Origin of the sequence: Bacillus sp. 196mf (assembly GCF_003217275.1) — a bacterium.
Taxonomy (GTDB): Bacteria; Bacillota; Bacilli; order Bacillales; family Bacillaceae_G; genus Bacillus_A; species Bacillus_A thuringiensis_S.
The window spans coordinates 164,219-186,372 of the sequence record NZ_QJTG01000003.1; the positions used below are offsets into that span (position 1 = coordinate 164,219).

The window sequence follows — 22,154 nt, forward strand, 5'->3', positions numbered from 1 at the left end:
GCCCGTAAAAGCCCGATTGGTTAAGGCTAATAATCAGTGGGGGATGAACAAAACCCCCACTGATTAAAGTTTCACTTTATAAGGCGAAGAAGAGATGTACCCAGTAGAATAAGAGGAATAGTGTGACCACTGTTGTGAGCGGGATAACGATAAGGGATACACTTAAATAGTCTTTCCATTTTACTTTAATTTTGTTTTGTTTCAGAATATACATCCAAATGAGTGAAGCTAGTGTACCGATTGGTAGTAATAGTGAACCGATGTCACTACCAATGATGTTTGCAAGATAGATTGTTTTTAATGTGACTGGATCTAGTCCCATTTCTGTTAATGTAATTGTACCAATCATAAGGGCAGGATGGTTATTGAAGACGTTAGAGAGGATGGATACAAGTCCGCCCATTGCAAAGCTAGCATAGAGTAGATGCTGATTCACAATTGGCTCGAGCCATTGTACAAGTGCAGCTGTTAATCCTGCGTTGTGGAGTCCGTAAATAATGACGTACATAGAGAAGGCGAAAATTAAAATGTGCCACGGTGTCTTTTTCAAAATGTCGACAGGATTTGTTCGTAAGTAGTACCATCTCCAAATGAGAAGAACTAGTGAACCAAGTACTGCAACGATTTCAATTGGGATGGATAAGAAGGATGCAACGAATAGAAGACAGCGCATAAGGAAGACGAAACCTAATACTTTTAACATGAATCTTGTCCGTTTTTGTTTCGTATCAACAGAATTATTTCCTTTTAGTGGATGGAAGTTTTTCGTGAAGAAAATTTCTTCAATATCATATGAAGAAACAGGTAATTTTTTCGGAAGTTTTTTCTTCAAAACTGTATACATGAGCCATGACATAAATAATAAGCCTAATGTTGCAGGTACAAACATCATAGCAGTATGCATATAAAGAGTCATATTAACGATATTTAATGCGATTAAATTTACGATATTACTTACACCAATTGGTGCACTAGATGCCGTAGCGATTAAAGCACCACTTAATAAATAAGGAATTTGCTGATGAGGTTTTAATTGAAGATTTTTTAGAAGAAGAATTAAAATTGGAGTTGTAATTAAAATACTACCGTCGTTATTGAATAAAAGAGTCATGAGAAAACATAATAATTGAATATACCAGTATAAGCGGCGTCCAGAACCCTTTGCTAGATTTGCTAGTTTCGCTGCGGACCAATGGAAAAAGCCGAAGCTTTCTAATATAACTGCCATGACGATGGTCGCTAATATTGTTATGGAAGCACCGCCAATTTTACTTATAATATCCATGACGTCTGGTTTTGATACAAGTCCAGTAATTATGATGATACCAGCTCCGATTGCTGCTGGCCACGCCTCATTTAAACCTCGAGGCCGCCAAAAGATAACAATCATCGTTAAGAAGAATACAATAATAGTAATCCATATTTCAATGCTCATATTTTGCCTACCTTTCTATTTTCCCTTGAATAGATGTAGCTTGTCTCAAGGTTATATTGGTAGTATATTCAGCAAAAAATAAGAAGAACTAGACGTATAACGAGATGAAGCGAATATGTGTTTTTCATGCTAAAGGACAAGTGTCATTAGTAGTGAAATAACTATTGTGATAGGAGTCTATAAATTGATTGGGTAGTAAGGTAGTAAATGAGATTTATATAGGTGTAACTGAAAATATATCAGCGATTATTGAAATATATCGGCGTAACTCAAAGTATATCAGCGATTTTTAAAATATATCGACTTATCGACAAAACATGACAAAAGGAGCCCATCCCAAAATGCCTTTTGGAACAGACCCCAAGACTATATTATTTTTCCTTCAAAAAAGTACGATCCTTCAAGAATAAATTCCAGAAGAAAATAAATCCTGGTAATAAAATTGCAATCCCAATTGCGTATAGAATGAGCAGTGCATAGAACGTTTCTGTCGTTGTAAAGCTTGTAAATACAGTTACGTCAGGATAAATAATATAAGGTAAATGCGCGACGCCGTAAGCGTAGCTTGCAAATGCATATTGAGCGACGACAGCTAAAACGGCAATACGAGGATATCCTAGTGTATTGTACTTTTTGTTTGTCCACCAAAGGGACGAGTATCCGATAACGAATAAAACAATAGAAACTGTAAACCACGGGAATTGCTTTATTAATCCTTGCATAAGCCAATGTGTTTCAGGATCCATTACAACGAGGGCGATGATCGCCGTAACGAGCGTTGCAGGACCAAGGATGATGGCATTTCTTCTATAAATTCTATACGTATCTTCTGAACTTTGTTCTCTCGCAAAATCAGCAAGAAAGAGAGAGGAGAGAAATAGTTCAGACGTTATTCCGAAGAGCATATAGCAATAGATAACCGGGCTAGAAAGAAGTTTTCCATACAGGAGTACTTCTTTCCCTTCAGACATTGTAATATAGGCTCCCTCTGTAACGGGTAAAACGGTAATTAATAGTGCTGGAATTAAGAGACCAGTAATACCTGAAATAACCCGAAGAAGGTACTGATATTTTGGCAAGGAGTAAGCAAATACCATAAATGTACTACGTACTGCAACGAGCACTAAAATTAACATAACTGGTACGAACATTACTGTCGCAAGAGTAAAGGCTGCTTTCGGAAAGAAGCCGAGAAATGCGACAACGACGAAGACGAGAAACGTATTTGTTACTTCCCAAGTGGGTGATAAGTACCGATTCGCAAGTTTAGCAGCGAGCGTTGGATGTTTTGCGTATACCATGCCCCAAAAACCAGCTCCAAAATCGATGGACCCTAGTATACTGTATACGAAAATAAGGGCCCATAAGATGATGATTGCAATACTTTCCTCATGCATGAGAATCGCCTCCTTGGTGTTGTAAATCATTCTTTAATGGATGTCTTCTAAAGAATGTCCGTAGAACAAAGACTGTTAAAATAGCGAGTCCAATATATAAAATGATGAACAAAATAAATAAAGGACCGACGAAATCAGCGCGTGTAGCTGCATCGACGGTACGTTGCATACCATAAATTGTCCATGGTTGACGACCGCTACAACTGAAAATCCATCCGAATTCAATACCGAGCATCATAATTGGTCCGCATGCGGCAGCCCCCCAAAGTAGCCACTTCGGTAGTTCTGTTCCCTTTTTTCGGTACACGAAATACCAATATAAGAGTGCAATTGCTGCAACTGCAAAGGTGAATGCAGCAGTGCCGACCATTAAGTTGAATAGTGTATGTGTATAAAATGGTGGCCATGTTTCTTGTGGGAATTCCTTTAAACCTTTTACGACAGTGCTAGGGTCTAGTCCCACTAATAAGCTAAGCATGTTTGGAATTTCAAGTGCGTAGTTTAGTTCAAGTGTATTAGGATCCACAACTCCGCCAATGGATAGCGGTGCGTGTGATGTCGTTTCAAATAAAGCTTCAGCAGATGCAAGTTTTTCAGGTGAGTGTTTATGTAAGGCAATCGCTGATTCATGTCCTGAAAGCCACATCGTAGCGCCTGTAATAAATGTAACGACAAGCCCTAATAGTAGCCCTTTTTTATGATAAGCAATTTCACGTGTACTTAAATTTTTCTTCAATAATTTAAATCCAGCGATAGAAGCAATGACAGCCGCACCAGTTGCATAAGCCGTAATAACAACATGGAATGCACTTGTGCCAAAACTCGGATTAAAGAAAGCTTTCCACGGATCAACGTTAAAAACAGATCCATCTGGATTCATTGAAAATCCTGCTGGTGTATTCATCCATGTGTTTGCTGATGTAATAAGCACGGCGGATGCTGTGGCACCAAGCATGACGAAAAATAGCGAGATTAATCTCATAAATGGAGGAAGTTTATCGGCTGCATATACGTAAATCGACATGAATAAAGCTTCCAAAAAGAAGGCGAAAATCTCAATTTGGAAGGGAACAGAGATAACTTGCCCAACAATTTTGGCGAAACCAGGCCAAAGAAGTGAGATTTGCACACCAACAATTGTTCCAGTTGGAATTGCTACACCGAGAAGAATAGCAAAAGCCTTTGTCCATCTTTTCGCCATAATGGCATAGTCGGAGTCTTTCTTCCAGTGATAGAGTATTTCGCTTATAAAAATCATCAATGAAAGTCCGACGCCAAGTGTTGCAAAGATAATGTGGAATGCTAATGAAGAACCAAAAAATGCTCTTGCTAATGTTACCGTATCCATATGTAAACTCCTCTTCTTTTTTGCCATTATTTTCTGATTGAATTGGAAGATTTATTCAAAAAAACTACCAAAAATATATATGTATTTAAAAAGTGAATATGATAATATAATGTTGTAATATTTTGAATAGAAAGAAATAAATAGTTGGTCATGTTTTGTTTGTTTTTTGCTCAGGAATCTTTTATAATCTTTTATGCGAACATAAGTTCTGTTTTTCGGAATCAAGAAGTTTATGTGAAATGGAGAGGGTGTTTTATGTATCCTGAAGTCATTAAAAAGATGGCATTTTCAAAAGAGCATAGAGATTTATTATTGAAGCTATATAATAAAGAAATTACGCGTCGTGAATATGATCGACTTGTACAATCGCTATATAAACCTTCTAAAGAGGTTTGCGGGGGATAGAAATGGGGGAGACAATCTAATAGATTGTCTTTTTTAAATTTATGTATGTTCTGATAAAATTAAGGTTAGCCTTACTAGGGAGGTGAAAAGATTGCGGAAACGTTTATATATAGGGATTGGAGTTATCTTCTTAATCGCTTTAGGTGGAATTGTATTTTGGTCAGCTTTACAAGGAAACCGTACAGAAAATTTTATTTTAAGACATATGGTGAATGACAATGGAACACTTGCCACGTATCGTTTGGTAGATACTAAGGCAGGTACGGGTGAAGCTAAGGGACGTGAAGCTTTATCAGAATCGGCGGGATTATGGTTACAGTATACACTTGATAAAGATGATCAGGCGTTATTTGATGAGCAAGTAAAGGTTATTCAAGATAATTTCATATATAAGAATCATATCGTTTTATGGAAACTCTCTGAAAAGGGAGAGAGGCAGTCAGCTACAAATGCACTTATAGATGATCTTCGTATTATAGAACAATTATATCGTGCTTATGAAATGTATAAGGAAGAGCGTTATAAAAACCTTGCCGATCAATTAAGTGATGCTGTACTTCGTTATAATAAAAAAGATAATTATTATGTTGATTATTATGATGCAGATGCAGGGAAACAAAATAATTTTGTAACAACATCATACATAAATCCGCGTGCATTCTCCTATATGAAGAAGTACGGCAAAGTTTCTGCTCAGCAATATCAGGAAGTTGTTCAATTTTTAGCAGATTATCCAAGGCATGGCTGGGCATTCCCAAAAGAGTATAAAGAAGATGGTACATTTACGTACGATAAAGAAGTGAATCTTATTGACCAATCATACGTTGCATATCATCGGAGTTTAGGAGGTCTTTCATCAGCTGCTTATTTGGAATTTATAAAGAAGAAGTTCCAAGCGGATGGAAAGCTATACGGTCGTTACAATTTAGAAACGGGAAAACAAACTGTGAATTATGAATCGCCAGCCGCTTACGGACTAACGATTTTGTACGTACTACAAACAGGTGATACAAAGTTTGCGAAGGAATTGTATGATCATATGTCCACATTCCGAAATGACAACGTATTTAGTAGATATTACGGTGGATATGTAACAGGTGAAAATAATAATACGCATATTTTTGATAATGTACTACCACTTTTAGCTGAAATGGAATTAAAAAAGAGTGAACAATAAAAAGTGCCACCATATGAGGGTGGCACCTTTTATTTGTTCATATAATTTTACGTCCTAATATTAGAGAAATAGTCAATCACGAATTCACGGAATTGCTGAGCTGTTTTTGATAAGTAGCGTTTTTTTGACCAACTTAATCCGATGGTTCGCTGACAAGTGGGTTCAATAATACGCAACTTGCTTGATGCTAAAGTAGAGTTTTTTAATAAAGTTAAACTTGGAACAAAAGCGATGCCGAGACCTTGCTTAATGAGGTCGCTAATCACGGTCGGTTCATCTACTTCAAAAGCAATATGCGGAGTGAAACCAGCTTCTTTACAAAATTCATCCGTTAAGTGCCGAAATCCGTAGCCAGTGTTCATACTAATAAACGGTTCGTCTTTTACTTCATGCAGGTGGATATTTTCTCGGCCGGATAAACGGTGGCCTGAAGGGACGACTAAGAAAATTTCTTCTGTAATAAGTGGTTCCCAAACAACCTCCTCACCTTCAATTGGCACAGAGGAGATACAAAAGTCAATTTCTATATTATCTAGTTGTCGTTTCATAGAAGGAGTGGATGCAAGAAATTGTTGGAACCGAACGTTAGGATGTTCTAGTAAAAAAGAGCCAAGTAGTTCTGGTAATATTCTCGGAATAGAAACGGCCAGTGTAATAGAGCTTTGTTGTAATTCGGCTAAATCTTTAATTTCTCGTTCCCCTTCACTTAATTCATGAAAAATACGTTCTACTCGTTTTAAAAATACTTTTCCGAAAGAATTTAAAGTAATCTGTCGGCCTTGGCGATCAAATAAAGGGACGCCTAAATCCTTTTCAAGTCTAGCGATTGTTTTGCTGAGTGAAGGTTGCGCGATATGCAATTCTTCAGCTGCCTTTGTCATGTGTTCTAGTCGTGCAACTGTCTGAAAGTATTTTAACTGGAGCAGTTCCATTTCGAGTCTCCTTTCTATAGACCAAAAGGAATGAATTAATAATTAAAGATGTATTATACAGTATGTAAAGTGACGTGTATAGTAAATCTGTTAAACCATTCGAAGGGTGTTAAATTAGAAGAGGAGTATGTTTCATGAAGGGAATTAAACTTATATTTAAAGATTGGAAAGCGATGTGGCACCATAAACATGGACGTATCGCTTTAATTTTTTTATTAATCGTTCCGTTAATTTATTCAGGATTCTTTTTAGCTGGGTATTGGGATCCGTACGGAAAATTAGATAAATTACCTGTTGCGGTTGTGAATTTAGATAAGGGTGCTATGATGGATGAAAAAACAATTCATGCAGGAGACGATTTTGTTAAAAATTTAAAAGAGAATAAGGAATTGGCTTTTCATTTCGTATCAGAAAAAAATGCGGATGAAGGGTTAAAAGAAGATAAATATTATATGGTTGTTACGATTCCGGAAGATTTCTCTAAAAAGGTAAGTACACTTATGAATGAGAAACCAGAGCCAGCAAAGTTGCAGTACAAAGTAAATCCAGGTAAAAACTTTGTAGCGGCTCAAATTGGAACGACAGCTGTTGAAAATATGAAAACAAAAATCTCAAACAGTATTACGAAATCTTATACAGAAGGTGTCTTTTCAAAGTTTCAAGATTTGGCACAAGGGTTGAGTGATGCAAGTAATGGTGCTGGGAAGTTACATGAAGGAACGACCGATGCAAGAAATGGAGCGAATCAGCTTGCGGATGGTATTGATCGTTTAAGTGATGGGACATCGAAATTGAAAGAAGGAAGTGAAAAGCTTGCATCCAGTCAATCTGCTTTAACCGGGGGAGCAAATGAGCTGAGTCAAGGAGCGACATCACTTCATAGTGGTATGGAGTTATTAGCACAAGGTGAAAAAACGTTACAATCAGGAGTTAGTGAATTAAGTGCCGGTACAAATGAATGGGTGAGCGGAAGTGAGAAGCTTGCTGAAGGGCAAGTAAAAGCGGATGGTGCAGCTAATAGTATAAAACAACAATTAGAAGAGTACGTGAAAAATCATCCAGAAGTGCAGCAAGATCCCGCCTTTCAAAAAATCGTTGCTACGTCTAATGGACTAGCTAAAGCAACAAGTACTTTAAATAATAGCCAACAACAATTGACACAAGGTGCGAAGAAGCTTACTGACGGCCAACATAAGATTGAAGAAGGCATAAATACATTCGGAGTTAAGTTAAATGAAGCTACTGCTGGAACGCAAAAGATAGCAGATGGTGCATCGAATTTGGCTGATGGATTTACGAAGTGGGGAAATGGATTTACATCATTGCAAGAAGGTGTAAACCAGCTTGCGAGTGGTGGAACGGAGCTGAATAACGGTGCTAGTAAATTAACAAATGGACTTGTTAAACTGGATGATGGTGCGAAAGAACTTTCTGCGAAATTGGGAGAGGGTGCAGAGAAGATAGCGAATGTTCGTAATGATGATGCACGTAATACGATGTTCTCAGAGCCAGTTCAGTTAGTGAAGTCAACAGTTTCTGACGTTCCTAACTACGGTTCAGGCATTGCACCATATTTCTTATCGCTTGCATTTTATGTTGGCGGAATTATGGCATCGAATATTTTACCGCTTGGTCGTAGACAAAATATGAAGGTAAGCGGAACGGTACATTTTATTAATAAACTAGGATTGGTATATTTAATTGGACTTATTCAAGCGCTACTCGTAGATGTAGTTGTGCTAGGTGTTATGAAATTAGAAGTTGCCAGTGTACCACTCTTTGTTTTATCAAGTATTGTGATTTCTTTTACGTTCATGACATTTATTCTTATGTTAGTAACAGTATTTGGTCTTGTTGGAAAGTTCTTAGCAGTAACGCTTCTTGTCTTGCAATTAGCGACAAGCGGGGGGACTTTCCCAGGAGAATTAAATATAGCTGTTCTTAGTAAAATTGGACAGTTTCTCCCAATGTCTCATTCTCTTAGAGGATTACAAGATGTTATCTCTTTAGGAGATTGGTCGCAATTAAAAATGCAAATTTTAATATTGTTATGTTATCTCGTTGTTGCGGGTGGAATTGCTTGGATCACGAGCCATATACAGCATAGAGAAACGAATGTAGAACAAGTTTCTTAAAATGAAAGAAGCTATCCGATTTTTTCGGATAGCTTCTTTTTTATTTACGTTCCATTACTGCAAAGTAATTATTTTCATTATCAGCAAAGTTGAATGCTCTACCAGTAGGTAAATCTACAACCTGTCCAACTGTGACATTTTTCTCAGAAAGGTCTTTATATAGACGGTCTAAGTCATTTGAGAAGAACATAAGTGAAGGTGTATTAAGGTTTAGTTCAGGTTGCATCTTCGCGATTAACGCTTTATCGTGAAGGACGATGCTTGTTCCTGCTTCTTTCGCCGGTGTAATTTCAATCCAGCGGAATCCGTTTCCGTTATTCTCTTCCGCAATGATTTGGAATCCTACTTTTTCTGTCCAAAATTGTACTGTTTCGTCTTGGTTATTTACATATAGCATAATTTGTCCAACTTGATTAATCATAGGTGTCTCTCGCTTTCTTTTTATATGCGTATCATTATATCAAATATATGGCTTGAATAGTTTTTTATGATTTTTTCGGAATACAACCTTCGTCCATTTCATCTTTGTTGTAGGAGAAGGACCTGTAATCCAAGTATGAAATGGTATTGTGCTACAAATGACCATTGTTGAAATAGAGATAATAGCCGTTAACACAAATAGTAATAGGCTATATAATATAGTATTTTCTTGCAGCGTGAATAAGGAAAGAAGTTTTGTGCATAGTTGCAAGAAGAATAAATGAGCTAAATAAGCACCATACGTGTAATTTCCAATGAAACGTAACGTTTTATATAAGAAACCACGACGCTGTACTATCATAATAGATAACACATACAGTATGATAATTTCGCATACGATATATAAAAACATAGATGGTTTTAAATAGGTAGAAACAGTTAAATGAATAGAGTTTGCTCCGTAAAAACTAAACAACTCATAATTGATGAATAAAAATAAGATGAAAAATAATATTGTTATAAGCGGGATATGTTTCATGACGAATAGCCGCCAAGTTTTTAGTGCTACAGCGGCAATGCCGCCCATAACGAAATAGAATGAGTAGAATAGAAATGATCGATCTGTATAATGTAAAATTGTTGAACTTGTTAATTTTTCTCCATTAAAAATATAGTGAGAAGAGAACCACATTAATAGAAAATATAGGCAAGCGAAAAAGGTCATATATTTATATATGTCTTTTTTATTTTCTGTTCGTTTTTGAAACCAATAAAAAAGTGTGCATAGTAAAGGGAACAATAAGTGAATTTGGAACATCATAATAACGTACCAAAGATGGGGCGCGGCTGTTCCGAGTAATAAACTTTTTATTCCACTTTGTAACGTAATAAGATCATTTGTTGTTAATAAGTAAAGAATAGACCAAAAGAAATAAGGAATGAGTAAGTGTGTCGCTTTTTCAGAAATATATTCTTTATATACTAATTGCTTCGTATAGTGACGAATTAAGTGAAATCCAACGATAAATATGAATGCTGGTGCTGAGAATTTTGCAAGATTAAATAGCATGCCCATAATGAGGGATTGCTCAAGTAAGACATTTCCTTGATTCATTGTATATAATAAAGAACTTTGCAAAACGACAGCGAGAAATGCAATGCTTTGCAAAACTTTAAATTCAGGTGCGCTTTGTGTCATTATTTCCATCTCCTTTTCCATACATGATTATAGTACGGAGAATGGATAATGGATGTGGAATATTTGTGAAGATTTTAACAAATTTGTGGCGAGAGGAAATATCAACTTATCAACAAATAACGACAAAAAGAGGATGCTCGTTTAGAGCATCCTCTTTCTAGCTATTAAGCAAATTTGTTTTTGATCCAATTCTTACCTTCTACAAGGCGAGCTGTCATTACCGCACAAGCGTTATCTGCTGTTACGTTTAACATCGTTGCAGGTGGATCAATGATTGTACTAATTGCTGCGATAATTGGCAATGCTTCTGGCGGGAAGCCGTATAGAGAAACGATTAACATTTCACCAATCATACCGCCACCTGGAATAGCGCCCATTACTGTTCCTACTAATAGAGAAACAACAAGTGCGATTGCTAATGTTTTCGGTCCTTCAAATTCCATGTTGAAAATACCGAATAAGAAAGCAATTTTTAATACGCCGCCTAAAACAGAGCCGTCTTTATGAAGTGTAGAACCAAGAAGGACAACTGTTTCACGAACGTCTGAAGAAATACCCATTTTCTTCGTTGCTTCTAAGTTCGCTGGAATACTTGCGGCACTACTACAAGTTGCAAGTGATGTAACTGTAGGAGAGACCATGTTCTTCCAAAATACTTGTACACCTTGTTTGCGACCTGCAAGGTATGCATAGAATGTGAAGAATACAAAGAAATAAATTAGAGAAGCTGGATAGTATACCATTGCTGCTCGGAAGTAAGTTCCAAGAAGTTGTGGTCCGAATTCACCAACTAATGCTGCGAAGTAAGCAGCAAGTCCGATTGGAGCGTAGTACATAATGAAAGATACAACCTTCATTGAAATCTCTGCACCAGCTTGTAGGAATGTAGCGAATGGTTTTCCTTTTTCGCCAACTGCTGAAGTTGCAATCCCCATTAAGATAGAGAAGAAAATAAGAGCTAACATATTTTCACGAGATAGTAACTTCGAGAAGTCAGATACTGTTAAAATACCGACGATTTGATCTGCAACACTAACAGCTTTGCCGGCTTTGTCAGGTTGTGTTAGTTCTAGTACAACACCTTGTGCTGGCGGGAATACTTTCACGACAATAATCATAAAAATAGCAGCTAAAATACTTGTAAATAAGAAAGTCCCAGCCATACTAGACATAATTTTACCGAAACGTTTTAATCCATCCATATTAGCAATAGACGATGCGATGCTAAAGAACACTAGAGGTACAACAATCGTAAACATTAAGTTTAAGAAAATGTCACCAAGCGGCTTTAAAGCAACTGCATCGGCACCCATGAAATAACCAATGAAACCACCAATTAGGATAGAAGATAATAAAATAAGTGGAAAGCGATATGCCTTCATAAATATATCCTCCTATCAATTAAAAAATCATACTGAATCATTATAGCGAGTTAGAGTCCTCTTTACTAGGAGAATACGGATAAATGGAATAGCGTGAAAACCAAGAAATTTTTGTTTTTAAGCTCGGCATACAGCAGGAAATCTAGACATATATATTTGTAACCTAGTGGTGGCAAGGGATGCACCATAACTTAGGTTTAGAAAAAGGGGGAGGGAAGCGGAATGAATATTTTGCTTTGCTGTGCAGCGGGAATGTCTTCCAGTTTGATTGTTACAAAGATGGAGAAAGCAGCAGAGGCAAGAGGGATAGAAGTAAAAATCTGGGCAGTATCAGGTTCTGAAGTGAATAGTCATATTGATAAAGCTGATGTCCTTTTACTTGGACCGCAAGTACGTTATTTATTACCGAAAATGAAAGAATTATGTAAGGATAAAGGGATACCTGTTGATGTCATTCAATCCGTTCATTACGGACTTTGTAATGGAGAAGCTATCTTGCAAGCAGCTTTGTCAATGAAACCATGAGGAGAGTGGGATAGATGATACGGTTTTTAGAGAAGTACGTGATGCCGGTAGCAGGGAAGGTTGCAGAGCAGAGGCATTTGCAAGCAATTCGAGATGGAATTATTTTAACGATGCCTTTCTTAATTATTGGATCGTTTTTCCTCATTATTAGTGCACTGCCGATACCTGGATATAACGAGTTTATGGCAGGTTTGTTTGGTGAGAATTGGCAGAGAGCTTTAGGGTATCCAGTTAGTGCAACTTTTAATATAATGGCTTTAATAGCTGTTTTTGGAATCGCTTACAGGCTTGGAGAGTATTATAAAGTGGATGCTTTAGCATCCGGGGCATTGTCGCTTGTGACGTTTTTACTTGCGACTCCATTTCAAGTTGCATATATTATACCAAGTACAAAAGAGAGTGTACTTGTAGAAGGCGCTATCCCAGCAGCATTAATGGGAAGCCAAGGGTTATTTGTAGCAATGATTATTGCACTTATATCTACTGAACTTTATCGGTTTATTGTACAAAAAAAGATAATTATAAAGATGCCAGAGACAGTTCCACCAGCTGTCACGCGTTCATTTGCCGCACTTGTTCCAGGATTTATTGTTGTAACAGTTATTTGGATTTTACGCTTAATTATAGAAAATACTTCTTTTGGCAGTATCCATAATATCGTAGGACAAATTTTACAGGAACCACTTAGTGTACTTGGTGCTAGTCTTTGGGGCGCAATAATAGCAGTTATTCTCGTTCATGTTCTTTGGTCGTGTGGAATTCATGGTGCTACTATTGTTGGTGGTGTAATGAGCCCCGTTTGGTTGTCGTTAATGGATCAAAACCGAGTTGCTTTTCAAGCTGGGCAAGATGTACCAAATACAATTACGGCACAGTTTTTTGACTTATGGATTTATATGGGCGGTTCTGGTGCAACGCTTGCTCTAGTTGTCGGAATGTTACTATTTGCACGAAGTCAACAATTAAAAAGTTTAGGGAGATTGTCAATTGCACCTGGTATATTTAATATTAATGAGATGGTAACTTTTGGTATGCCGATTGTAATGAACCCACTTTTACTAATTCCATTTATATTAGTTCCAGTTGTGTTAACAATTGTTTCTTACTTTGCAATGGAATGGGGATGGGTCGCACGTCCGAGTGGGGCCGCTGTACCTTGGACGACACCTATTCTTTTTAGTGGATATTTAGGATCGGGCGGGAAAATTTCAGGTGTTATTTTGCAACTTGTTAACTTTGCGCTAGCATTCTTCATTTATTTACCGTTCTTAAAAATATGGGATAAACAAAAACTGGCGGAAGAAAAGGGGGAGTAAATAACTAAAATGGATACGATAGAGACGAAAGCTTTTCATTTAATCTTGCATGGAGGAAACGCGAGAAGTTGTTCAATGGAAGCAATTGATTGTGCGAAGCGTGGGGAGTTTACAGAAGCTGAAGCTAAATTACAAGAAGCACTAGAGGAATTAAAAGAGGCGCACCGTGTACAAACGGAGCTTATCCAGAAAGAAGCTGGTGGCGAGAAGACCGAAGTTACTCTTTTAATGGTACACGCACAAGACCATTTAATGAATGCAATTACGGTGAAAGAATTAGCGAGTGAGTTTGTAGAGTTATATAGGAAGATGTCGGTGGATGAATGAACCTTGCTTATGCAAGGTTTTTTTATCTCGAATTAACGGGCAGTAAAACTCCCAGTAATTAAAATTTCATTTTATGTATGTGCCTGTACCATCAGTGGAATGTTCATCCCACTGATGGTATTTACAATCCTCCTTTTTTCAGATGAGTAAGAGTTATAATTAATCGGCAGTAACAATTTCTCCTATACCACGAATTAATCTTTTTATATGCATCCGTTCCGGTTTTAATATATTTACGATATAATCAATCGTTATTTGTGGTTCAACGGTTGTACCGCAAGTATAACAGTCAATAGCTGCAAAATTTTGTTCCGGGTAAGTGTGAATGGAAAGATGGCTTTCTGATAATAACACTAATACAGTAACACCATATGGCTGGAACTCTTTTTTACTTACGTTTAAAACATGGGCACCAGAGCAATCTGCAGCGTTAACTAAATGGTATTCTAAAAAGTGAATATCATCTAATAGGGAAAAATCCACTCCCCATAAATCCACTATTATATGCTTGCCAAAGGTAGAGTATTCCATAGGGCAGCACTCCTTACTATTAATATCGTCAAAACTTCATTTCCTGTTTGTAGCATTGATGTAAGATAAGATTTGATTCTGAATTTAAGAGAGCGAGGTTACGTTGTTCTAGATGTTCTTCTTTAAATTGGAATAAAGGAAAAAGAAGAGAAGGCAATGTTCGAGGATTTGGTACTACATATAATTGTTCAATTTGATCGAGTATATGTGCAGAATTAGTAGCAAGATGAAATCCCCAGTCAGTTCCGAAAGAAGGAACTATTGTATGATAACTTTTCACAGTTAATCCAGCGTGTTCAATTGTATTACCGATACTCCAATATACTAGAGGTGCATCAGCAGGTGAATTAGATTGACAGACGAAAGCACCATCTTCTGTTAAGAATGTAGCTATACGAGCAAATAGTTCGCTTGTATATAAAGTACTTAGCAACTCTGTCGCTGGGTCTGGAAAATCAATAATGATTACATCATATAAAGATGAAGGTGAATTTAGAAATTCTTTTGCATCGCATACGTGCACGTTCACTCGATTATCAAAAAAAGCGTTTTTGTTTAAAGATACTATTTCTGGAACATTACGTGCCATATTAATCATCGCCTCATCTAAATCAACAAGGTCTACATGTAGCACAGTTTCATATTTCAAAACTTCTCGTAAGGCAAGACCATCGCCACCACCTAATATGAGAACACGTTTTGGATCAATTACTTTTGACATAATTGGATGTACAAGTGCTTCATGATAAATTTGCTCATCAACGGAACTAAATTGTAGTTGCTTGTCCAAGTATAATCGAACATCGTTTACTTGGACTAAATTAATATTTTGATAATTACTCTTTTCTTCAAATAGGTTCTTATGTTCACCAGCTTGTATTTCCTTTAGAGAAATTTCATCCCACACATCTAAGCTGTGTGAATCTGTAGGTACTATAATTACATTTTCCGATTGTACTTGCTTATCTTGCTTATTCTGCTCATTCTGTTTGTCCTGTTTGTCTTGTGTATCATGCTTGTCCTGCTGTTCTAGTTCAAATTTGTCAGAGTCTAATTCAGAACGCTTGTCCTTTTTATAGCTTGTTATTCTATAAATCTTTATTTTGCTTTGTTTTCTATGTTTTGGCATAGGAATCCCCTTTCGAATTGTGTTATTTTATTTTATTCTATTTTATTTTATGTAATTTAGTAGAGTGTGCTTGGACAATAGAATAGATAGAAGACTGAGCTCAAGAAAATGTTGTTTTTTACTAGATTTCTACGATAAAAAAATTTTTTTAGTGTTTTTTCATATTAAACATAACTAGACAACTAAACACTAATCTATTTTCATACAGTTATGTGCTAAAAGCGTGTTGTTTTATAACACAATGTGTGTTTTTTGGACGACACACTAATTGAAAGCGTTAACACACAAAGAAAATGCTCGAAAAAGCACTGATTTTAGTGGTTTTAAAAAGTTGGCACGCTAATTGCATTAATAAATAGCGTAAAGAAAAATAAATAAACATAAATTTTTTATACTACACAAGGGGGATTTTCAAATGAATATTTTATTATGTTGCTCAGCAGGGATGTCTACAAGTTTACTAGTTACAAAAATGGAAGCGGCTGCAAAAGCTCGCGGTTTAGAAGGCAAGATTTGGGCTGTATCTGGGGATGCAGTAAAAACGAATATCGATCAAGCAGATGTATTATTACTAGGACCACAAGTTCGTTACATGCTCTCTTCAATGAAAACGCTTGCTGACGAGAGAAACGTTGGAATCGACGTTATCAATCCAATGCACTACGGCATGATGAATGGGGAAGCAGTTTTAGATCACGCATTAACACTTAAAAAATAATTAGGGGGGAAGCGAAATGCAAAAGTTTATTGCATTTATGGAGAAATATATTGTTCCTGTCGCTGGTAAAATCGGATCGCAACGTCACTTAGCTGCAATCCGTGACGGATTTATTGCAGTTATGCCACTTATTTTAGTTGGTGCACTGGCATCACTAATTAATGGTTTTCCGTCTGAAGCTTTCCAAGATTTCATGAAAGGTATGTTTGGTGAAACGTGGAAACAAGTCGGCGGTGGAATGTGGACGGGTTCTTTCGCGATTCTAGCACTAATCATAGCATTTACAACAAGTTATAACTTAGCAAAATCTTACGGCGTTGATGGTTTGTCAGCAGGTATTATTTCATTTGGTGCGTTAATTATTCTTACGCCAACAACACCGAAAGAAGGCGGATTGAGCTTAGCTTGGACAGGTGCACAAGGGTTATTCGTAGCAATTATTGTGGCGCTCCTTGTTACTGAAGTATTCCGTTTCTTTGTACAAAGAAACATTACATTTAAAATGCCTGATGGAGTACCACCAGCAGTTTTAAGATCGTTCGCAGCTATAGTTCCAGCATTTGTTATCTTAACAGTAGTTGCAGGTATTCAATTAGCAGTGAAATTAGCTGGTACAAGTGTTCATGAATTTATCTTTAATACGATTCAATCACCACTGCAAAGTTTAGCAGGGACATTACCAAGTGCAATTATCATTGTAATCCTTGTTCATCTTCTTTGGTTCCTCGGTTTACATGGTCCAAATATCGTTGGTGGTATTATTGAGCCATTATACTTACCGGCATTAGAGGAAAACATGAAGTTATTCAAAGGTGGTACATCTGCATTTGATGTTCCAAACATTGTTACAAAACCATTCTTTGATACTTTCGTATATCTTGGTGGTTCTGGTGCAACATTAGCGTTCTTAGTAGTTGTGTTACTTGTAGCGAAAAGTGCACAATTACGCGGTGTATCTCGTTTATCAATTGGTCCTGGTGCATTTAACATTAACGAACCAGTAATCTTTGGTACACCAATTATTTTAAACCCAGTTTTATTCTTACCGTTTATCATAACACCAATTGTATTAGTAATTACTTCTTATACAGCTATATCTATTGGCTGGGTACCAAAAACAGTTGGGATAATTCCATGGGCAACACCACCAATTATTAGTGGTTATCTTATAACAGGTGGACATCTTTCAGGTGCACTCCTACAGTTATTCAACTTTGTAATTGCGATGGTAATCTATTATCCATTTGTTGTATTATGCGATCGTTCTGTTGTTCGTACTGAAAAAGCAGCAGCACAAGGAAATAATAACTCTGTACCTATGTAACATAGTAATTGTTCTCACAGATAACACTATCTGTGAGAACAATCACCTTTATATCATGTTCAAAAAGATGAAATCCATCTACAAGAACACCAAACTATCATTCATAAAATAATAATGTAATAGAAATGTTCAAACTGAAGGGGTATGTAAATCGGTTGAACCATAATAGAGAGGGCGGTAATTATGATGACTACAGCAGAACAAATTCCATTCCAATTGATTTTAAATAGTGGTAACGCACGAAGCTTTGCGATGGAGGCACTTCAATTTGCCAAACAGGGGAAAATGGTAGAAGCAGATGAAGCGATGGTAAAGGCAAAAGAAGCGATTAATGAAGCGCATCATTTCCAAACAGAGCTCATACAATCAGAAGCAAGAGGAGAAAAAACAGAGGTTAGTGTTCTTTTAATTCACGCACAAGATCATTTAATGAATGCGATTACAGTGAAAGAATTAGCAGCAGAGTTTATCGATCTTTATAAAAAGCTTGAAGCGAAAGGGGAATAAAGCATGACTGGAATTAAAATTGCTACAATCGGCGGTGGATCTAGTTATACACCAGAGTTAATTGAAGGATTTATTAAGCGTTATGATGAGCTTCCTGTTCGTGAAATTTGGTTAGTAGATATTGAGGCAGGAAAAGAAAAGTTAGAAATCGTTGGTAACTTAGCAAAACGTATGGTGAAAAAATCAGGTTTACCAATCGAGGTACATTTAACACTTGATCGCCGTGAGGCATTAAAAGATGCTGACTTCGTAACAACACAACTTCGCGTTGGTTTATTAGAAGCACGTGCAAAAGATGAAGCAATCCCGTTAAAATATGATGTAATCGGTCAGGAAACAAATGGTCCTGGTGGTCTATTTAAAGCGTTGAGAACGATTCCTGTTATTTTAGATATTTGTAAAGATATGGAGGAGCTCTGTCCGAATGCATGGTTAATTAACTTTGCAAATCCAGCTGGTATGGTAACAGAGGCTGTCCTTCGTTATACAAATATTCAAAGAGTAGTTGGTCTATGTAACGTTCCAATCGGAATCCGCATGGGTCTTGCAAGATTACTTGAAGTAGATGCAAGTCGTGTCCACGTTGATTTCGCAGGTTTAAATCATATGGTATACGGACTAGATGTATACTTAGATGGCGTAAGTGTAATGGATCGTGTGTTAGAGCTTGTGACAGATCCAGAAAAGCAAATTACGATGGAAAATATCGCAGCGCTTAACTGGGAACCAGACTTTATTCGCGGCCTTCGTGCAATTCCATGTCCATACCATCGTTACTACTACAAAACACGTGAAATGTTAGAAGAAGAGAAAGAGGCTTCTGTTGAAAAAGGTACACGTGCAGAAGTAGTAAAACAATTAGAAAATGATTTATTTGAGTTATATAAAGACCCAAACTTAGATATTAAACCACCACAATTAGAAAAACGTGGCGGAGCTTATTATAGTGATGCAGCATGTAGCTTAATTACGTCTATTTACAATAATAAAGGTGATATCCAGCCTGTTAATACACGAAACAACGGAACAATTGCAAGCTTACCACATGATTCAGCTGTTGAAGTGAACTGTATTATTACGAAAGAAGGCCCAAAACCAATTGCAGTTGGAGATCTTCCAGTACCAGTTCGCGGTTTAGTACAACAAATTAAATCATTCGAGCGCACAACAATTGAAGCTGCTGTTACAGGGGATTATCATAAGGCGCTGCTTGCTATGACAATCAATCCACTTGTACCATCAGATAAAGTTGCAAAACAAATTTTAGATGAAATGTTGGAAGCACATAAAGAGTATCTTCCACAGTTCTTTAAAAAGGTAGAGAAGTAAAAGCGGCGCTATTTAGCCCGCTTTTTTTATTCTATTAGGAGGTATTATGATGATTAAGTTAATTGTAAATGCAGATGATTTCGGTCTTACAGAAGGTACAAATTACGGCATTATTGATGGGCATATAAATGGACTTGTAAATTCAACGACGATGATGATGAATATGCCAGGAACAGAGCATGCGGTACGCTTAGCAAAAGAGTATAAAACGTTAGGGATAGGAGTACATCTCGTATTAACAGCAGGGGAACCACTTCTTGGAGACGTACCATCACTTGTAGGTAGCGACGGATCGTTTCATAAACAAAGTGTTGTAAGGGAAGGGAATATAAATCCAGAAGAAGTTGAGAGAGAATGGACTGCTCAAATTGAGAAGTTTTTATCTTACGGATTAACACCAACTCATTTAGATAGTCATCATCATGTGCATGGTTTACCGATTTTACATGATGTTCTTGAGAGATTAGCGGCTAAATATAATGTTCCGATTCGTCGTTGTGAGGAAGATAGAACGGTGCATCCATTTTCTGATGTGTTTTACAGTGACTTTTATGCGGATGGTGTGACGGAAGATTACTTTGTGAAGTTAAAAGAAAGAGTACAAGGTGAACAAACGGTAGAAATTATGGTTCATCCAGCTTATATTGATCCAGAGCTTGTGAAGCGTTCTTCTTACGTAATGGATCGTGTGAAGGAATTGCGTATTTTAACAGAGAGTGAGTTGCCAGAAGGAATAGAGCTTGTGAAGTTCTAATAGAAAAACGACGGCTACATCATGCCGTCGTTTTTTCTATTTATAAAATGGACAGAATATATCCGCCAAAGGCTCCGAGTATAACGATAACCCAAGGTGGTGTTTTCCAAAAAGCTAGTAAGCAAAAAAGAAGCGAAGCGAAAACGAAATCTGAAGTATTTATAATTGTACTCGTCCAAATGGGATCGTAAAAAGCGGCAATTAAAATACCAACAACTGCGGCGTTAACACCAAGTAGTGCGCCTTGTATGAATGATATTTTTCTCACACTGTTCCAAAATGGTAAAACACCAATAACGAGTAAGAAAGCAGGGAGGAAAATCGCAATTGTTGCGAGTATTGCCCCAAGCGTCCCGTTTAACACTGCTCCTATATACGAGGCGAATGTAAATAGTGGTCCTGGTACTGCTTGTGTTAATCCGTATCCAGCTAGGAACTGTTCTTTCGTCATCATGCCGTTTTGTACGAACTCACCTTCAAGAAGGGGCAGCACGACGTGTCCTCCTCCAAATACAAGTGCGCCAGAGCGATAGAAACTATCAAATAAAGCGATGTAATAAGAGAAAGGTCTTAATATCGGTAGCAGTAGTAAGAGTCCAAAGAATAAGACGAGACAAGAAACTGCTATCTTTTTTGAAATAGGTACTTTTATATGCTGAGATTGGCTAATTGGTTGGTTGCGATATAAAAACCAGCCGATAAAGCCACATATTATAATGAGGATCACTTGCGTCCAGCTACTTGGCCATAATAAGGCGATTGCGGCAGTTACAATCGCAATCGTCGCACGGTTGCGATCTGGAGTTAACTTTTGCGCCATTCCCCATATGGCGTGAGCGACAATAGCGACTGCTACAAGTTTTAGTCCATGAATCCAGCCAGCACTCCCAAGATCGAACTGATTAAGGAATGAGGCGAAGAAAACTAAAACAAGGACAGACGGTAAAGTGAATCCAATCCATGAAATAATAGCTCCTAAAAGCCCGCCCCGTAATAATCCAACCCCCATACCGACTTGACTGCTGGCAGGACCAGGAAGGAATTGACATAGCGCTACTAAATCTCCATAGCTTCGTTCATCCATCCATTTTCTTTTTTGCACGTATTCGTGGTGAAAATAGCCGAGATGAGCGACAGGACCGCCGAATGAAGTAAGTCCTAATTTAAATGAGACGAGAAAAATCTCTAATAATATTTGAAAAGTGTATTTGTTAGTTTTCAATGGAACCCCCCATAATGTTTTTTCTATGTGCATTATACAAGAGACTGTAAATCTAAAGGAACAATTTCAATGTAAAGATTTTGTGAATCTTTTCTTTGTAATTAAAATTGAAAAAGTCATAAATGATTATGTCTAAACCATAAAGTAGTAGAAGTAGTGCTGGGAAATTTATATAAGGAGAATGCCTTATGACAACACATTTCTTTGCCAGGTTAACAGGTAAGAGGGAAGTGCCTCCTGTAAATACAGAAGCTTTTGGGGTAGCAGAGTTTATTTTTAGTGATGATTTAACGAAATTGCATTACAGAGTAATACTAAAAAATATAGAAAAGGTTACATCGTGTCAAATTCATTTAGGGAAGTCTACTCAAATTGGTCCTGTTGTTTTATATTTGTATGGTCCACTGGAGCAAGGGATTAGCTTGAACGAGGGAAGTATTACTGGTGTAGTGAATGTGGAGGATTTTGAGGGACCTTTACAAGGGAAATCATTTGTACATTTACTTCAAGAAATTATTCAAGCAAACGTATATGTTAATGTTCATACGAAATCACAAAAAAGAGGAGAAATAAGAGGGCGAGTTAGAAAAGTAAAGAAGTAGAGGAAAAGGCTGTCCATATGTTGGAACAGCCTTTTCTCATT

The 22,154-nt window shown here is 37.1% G+C and carries 22 protein-coding genes; 12 read left to right on the forward strand and 10 right to left on the reverse strand.

The genetic code is table 11. From position 1 onward, the window contains the following. Nucleotides 1-76: 76 nt before the first annotated feature. The 3 genes from ATL10_RS07520 to cydA all read right to left on the reverse strand — a co-directional run bounded on the left by ATL10_RS07520 (nt 77) and on the right by cydA (nt 4,180). Nucleotides 77-1,435: an arsenic transporter gene (locus ATL10_RS07520; RefSeq protein WP_000021123.1), complete on the reverse strand. Its 1,359-nt coding sequence runs from the start codon at nt 1,433-1,435 to the stop codon at nt 77-79. Nucleotides 1,436-1,806: 371 nt separating this feature from the next. Next, complete coding sequence (locus ATL10_RS07525) at nt 1,807-2,832, reverse strand: cytochrome d ubiquinol oxidase subunit II (protein ID WP_000544183.1); 1,026 nt, start codon at nt 2,830-2,832, stop codon at nt 1,807-1,809. Continuing rightward, nucleotides 2,825-4,180, reverse strand: coding sequence for a cytochrome ubiquinol oxidase subunit I (gene cydA / locus ATL10_RS07530; RefSeq protein ID WP_000381975.1), 1,356 nt, complete (start codon nt 4,178-4,180; stop codon nt 2,825-2,827). The genes ATL10_RS07525 and cydA overlap by 8 nt, the downstream gene beginning before the upstream one ends. 255 nt (nt 4,181-4,435) lie before the next feature. Here cydA and ATL10_RS31150 point away from each other — a divergent pair, with 255 nt between their 5' ends. Then, nucleotides 4,436-4,585, forward strand: a complete 150-nt coding sequence (locus tag ATL10_RS31150; RefSeq protein WP_000283180.1) for a hypothetical protein — start codon at nt 4,436-4,438, stop codon at nt 4,583-4,585. A 91-nt stretch (nt 4,586-4,676) separates the two neighbouring features. After that, the gene (locus tag ATL10_RS07535) at nt 4,677-5,762 is read left to right on the forward strand and encodes a transcriptional regulator (protein ID WP_065229573.1); all 1,086 of its coding nucleotides are present in this window, start codon (nt 4,677-4,679) and stop codon (nt 5,760-5,762) included. A 47-nt stretch (nt 5,763-5,809) separates the two neighbouring features. Here the strand turns inward: ATL10_RS07535 and ATL10_RS07540 are convergent, their stop codons facing one another. After that, nucleotides 5,810-6,694, reverse strand: a complete 885-nt coding sequence (locus tag ATL10_RS07540) for a LysR family transcriptional regulator (protein WP_000421929.1) — start codon at nt 6,692-6,694, stop codon at nt 5,810-5,812. A gap of 134 nt (nt 6,695-6,828) precedes the next feature. Between ATL10_RS07540 and ATL10_RS07545 the strand changes: the two genes are divergently transcribed. Then, on the forward strand, nt 6,829-8,829 hold the full coding sequence (locus ATL10_RS07545) for a YhgE/Pip domain-containing protein (RefSeq protein ID WP_110496669.1): 2,001 nt from the start codon (nt 6,829-6,831) through the stop codon (nt 8,827-8,829). 40 nt (nt 8,830-8,869) lie between these two features. Here the strand turns inward: ATL10_RS07545 and ATL10_RS07550 are convergent, their stop codons facing one another. The 3 genes from ATL10_RS07550 to ATL10_RS07560 all read right to left on the reverse strand — a co-directional run bounded on the left by ATL10_RS07550 (nt 8,870) and on the right by ATL10_RS07560 (nt 11,829). Next, nucleotides 8,870-9,250 carry a VOC family protein gene (locus ATL10_RS07550; protein ID WP_098508377.1) on the reverse strand — a complete coding sequence of 127 codons (381 nt, stop codon included), beginning with the start codon at nt 9,248-9,250 and terminating at the stop codon, nt 8,870-8,872. Nucleotides 9,251-9,289: 39 nt separating this feature from the next. Further along, nucleotides 9,290-10,447, reverse strand: a complete 1,158-nt coding sequence (locus ATL10_RS07555; protein ID WP_065229570.1) for an acyltransferase — start codon at nt 10,445-10,447, stop codon at nt 9,290-9,292. A 164-nt stretch (nt 10,448-10,611) separates the two neighbouring features. Then, complete coding sequence (locus ATL10_RS07560; RefSeq protein ID WP_000649376.1) at nt 10,612-11,829, reverse strand: dicarboxylate/amino acid:cation symporter; 1,218 nt, start codon at nt 11,827-11,829, stop codon at nt 10,612-10,614. Nucleotides 11,830-12,051: 222 nt separating this feature from the next. Here ATL10_RS07560 and ATL10_RS07565 point away from each other — a divergent pair, with 222 nt between their 5' ends. Genes ATL10_RS07565 through ATL10_RS07575 form a run of 3 tightly spaced genes read left to right on the forward strand, consistent with a single transcriptional unit; the run spans nt 12,052 to nt 13,997 of the window. Beyond that, a complete protein-coding gene (locus ATL10_RS07565; protein WP_001023543.1) occupies nt 12,052-12,354 on the forward strand; it encodes a PTS sugar transporter subunit IIB in 303 nt (100 codons plus the stop codon). Nucleotides 12,355-12,368: 14 nt separating this feature from the next. Then, entirely contained in the window at nt 12,369-13,670 is a 1,302-nt protein-coding gene (celB, locus tag ATL10_RS07570; RefSeq protein WP_000617789.1) for a PTS cellobiose transporter subunit IIC, read from the forward strand. Between the two features lie 9 nt (nt 13,671-13,679). Further along, nucleotides 13,680-13,997: a PTS sugar transporter subunit IIA gene (locus ATL10_RS07575; RefSeq protein WP_000379645.1), complete on the forward strand. Its 318-nt coding sequence runs from the start codon at nt 13,680-13,682 to the stop codon at nt 13,995-13,997. A gap of 159 nt (nt 13,998-14,156) precedes the next feature. Here the strand turns inward: ATL10_RS07575 and speD are convergent, their stop codons facing one another. Continuing rightward, nucleotides 14,157-14,528, reverse strand: a complete 372-nt coding sequence (gene speD, locus ATL10_RS07580) for an adenosylmethionine decarboxylase (protein WP_016513236.1) — start codon at nt 14,526-14,528, stop codon at nt 14,157-14,159. 28 nt (nt 14,529-14,556) lie between these two features. Beyond that, complete coding sequence (locus ATL10_RS07585; RefSeq protein WP_097846185.1) at nt 14,557-15,657, reverse strand: polyamine aminopropyltransferase; 1,101 nt, start codon at nt 15,655-15,657, stop codon at nt 14,557-14,559. 415 nt (nt 15,658-16,072) lie between these two features. On the opposite strand from ATL10_RS07585, the gene ATL10_RS07590 reads away from it, so the two are divergent. The 5 genes from ATL10_RS07590 to chbG all read left to right on the forward strand — a co-directional run bounded on the left by ATL10_RS07590 (nt 16,073) and on the right by chbG (nt 20,289). Continuing rightward, the gene (locus ATL10_RS07590; protein ID WP_001023569.1) at nt 16,073-16,375 is read left to right on the forward strand and encodes a PTS sugar transporter subunit IIB; all 303 of its coding nucleotides are present in this window, start codon (nt 16,073-16,075) and stop codon (nt 16,373-16,375) included. Between the two features lie 16 nt (nt 16,376-16,391). Then, nucleotides 16,392-17,699, forward strand: a complete 1,308-nt coding sequence (gene celB / locus ATL10_RS07595; RefSeq protein WP_110496671.1) for a PTS cellobiose transporter subunit IIC — start codon at nt 16,392-16,394, stop codon at nt 17,697-17,699. Nucleotides 17,700-17,882: 183 nt separating this feature from the next. Continuing rightward, nucleotides 17,883-18,206, forward strand: coding sequence for a PTS lactose/cellobiose transporter subunit IIA (locus tag ATL10_RS07600; RefSeq protein WP_000989059.1), 324 nt, complete (start codon nt 17,883-17,885; stop codon nt 18,204-18,206). Nucleotides 18,207-18,209: 3 nt separating this feature from the next. Beyond that, on the forward strand, nt 18,210-19,535 hold the full coding sequence (celF, locus tag ATL10_RS07605; RefSeq protein ID WP_000145762.1) for a 6-phospho-beta-glucosidase: 1,326 nt from the start codon (nt 18,210-18,212) through the stop codon (nt 19,533-19,535). A gap of 49 nt (nt 19,536-19,584) precedes the next feature. After that, nucleotides 19,585-20,289, forward strand: a complete 705-nt coding sequence (gene chbG / locus ATL10_RS07610; RefSeq protein ID WP_097846187.1) for a chitin disaccharide deacetylase — start codon at nt 19,585-19,587, stop codon at nt 20,287-20,289. Between the two features lie 40 nt (nt 20,290-20,329). On the opposite strand, the gene ATL10_RS07615 is transcribed toward chbG, so the two are convergent. Beyond that, nucleotides 20,330-21,511, reverse strand: coding sequence for a chromate transporter (locus ATL10_RS07615; RefSeq protein WP_098361575.1), 1,182 nt, complete (start codon nt 21,509-21,511; stop codon nt 20,330-20,332). 188 nt (nt 21,512-21,699) lie between these two features. Here ATL10_RS07615 and exsM point away from each other — a divergent pair, with 188 nt between their 5' ends. Then, nucleotides 21,700-22,113, forward strand: a complete 414-nt coding sequence (gene exsM / locus ATL10_RS07620) for an exosporium regulatory protein ExsM (protein ID WP_000207046.1) — start codon at nt 21,700-21,702, stop codon at nt 22,111-22,113. Nucleotides 22,114-22,154 lie beyond the last annotated feature (41 nt).

What these genes read in the sequence shown, in the direction of transcription:
- celB (WP_000617789.1), top strand. Translation starts at nt 12,369, where the DNA reads ATGATACGGTTTTTAGAGAAGTACGTGATGCCGGTAGCAGGGAAGGTT.
- ATL10_RS31150 (WP_000283180.1), top strand. Translation starts at nt 4,436, where the DNA reads ATGTATCCTGAAGTCATTAAAAAGATGGCATTTTCAAAAGAGCATAGA.
- speD (WP_016513236.1), bottom strand. Translation starts at nt 14,528, where the DNA reads ATGGAATACTCTACCTTTGGCAAGCATATAATAGTGGATTTATGGGGA.
- ATL10_RS07540 (WP_000421929.1), bottom strand. Translation starts at nt 6,694, where the DNA reads ATGGAACTGCTCCAGTTAAAATACTTTCAGACAGTTGCACGACTAGAA.
- exsM (WP_000207046.1), top strand. Translation starts at nt 21,700, where the DNA reads ATGACAACACATTTCTTTGCCAGGTTAACAGGTAAGAGGGAAGTGCCT.
- ATL10_RS07585 (WP_097846185.1), bottom strand. Translation starts at nt 15,657, where the DNA reads ATGCCAAAACATAGAAAACAAAGCAAAATAAAGATTTATAGAATAACA.
- ATL10_RS07525 (WP_000544183.1), bottom strand. Translation starts at nt 2,832, where the DNA reads ATGCATGAGGAAAGTATTGCAATCATCATCTTATGGGCCCTTATTTTC.
- ATL10_RS07560 (WP_000649376.1), bottom strand. Translation starts at nt 11,829, where the DNA reads ATGAAGGCATATCGCTTTCCACTTATTTTATTATCTTCTATCCTAATT.
- ATL10_RS07590 (WP_001023569.1), top strand. Translation starts at nt 16,073, where the DNA reads ATGAATATTTTATTATGTTGCTCAGCAGGGATGTCTACAAGTTTACTA.
- ATL10_RS07575 (WP_000379645.1), top strand. Translation starts at nt 13,680, where the DNA reads ATGGATACGATAGAGACGAAAGCTTTTCATTTAATCTTGCATGGAGGA.
- chbG (WP_097846187.1), top strand. Translation starts at nt 19,585, where the DNA reads ATGATTAAGTTAATTGTAAATGCAGATGATTTCGGTCTTACAGAAGGT.
- ATL10_RS07520 (WP_000021123.1), bottom strand. Translation starts at nt 1,435, where the DNA reads ATGAGCATTGAAATATGGATTACTATTATTGTATTCTTCTTAACGATG.
- ATL10_RS07545 (WP_110496669.1), top strand. Translation starts at nt 6,829, where the DNA reads ATGAAGGGAATTAAACTTATATTTAAAGATTGGAAAGCGATGTGGCAC.
- celB (WP_110496671.1), top strand. Translation starts at nt 16,392, where the DNA reads ATGCAAAAGTTTATTGCATTTATGGAGAAATATATTGTTCCTGTCGCT.
- ATL10_RS07600 (WP_000989059.1), top strand. Translation starts at nt 17,883, where the DNA reads ATGATGACTACAGCAGAACAAATTCCATTCCAATTGATTTTAAATAGT.
- cydA (WP_000381975.1), bottom strand. Translation starts at nt 4,180, where the DNA reads ATGGATACGGTAACATTAGCAAGAGCATTTTTTGGTTCTTCATTAGCA.
- celF (WP_000145762.1), top strand. Translation starts at nt 18,210, where the DNA reads ATGACTGGAATTAAAATTGCTACAATCGGCGGTGGATCTAGTTATACA.
- ATL10_RS07555 (WP_065229570.1), bottom strand. Translation starts at nt 10,447, where the DNA reads ATGACACAAAGCGCACCTGAATTTAAAGTTTTGCAAAGCATTGCATTT.
- ATL10_RS07550 (WP_098508377.1), bottom strand. Translation starts at nt 9,250, where the DNA reads ATGATTAATCAAGTTGGACAAATTATGCTATATGTAAATAACCAAGAC.
- ATL10_RS07565 (WP_001023543.1), top strand. Translation starts at nt 12,052, where the DNA reads ATGAATATTTTGCTTTGCTGTGCAGCGGGAATGTCTTCCAGTTTGATT.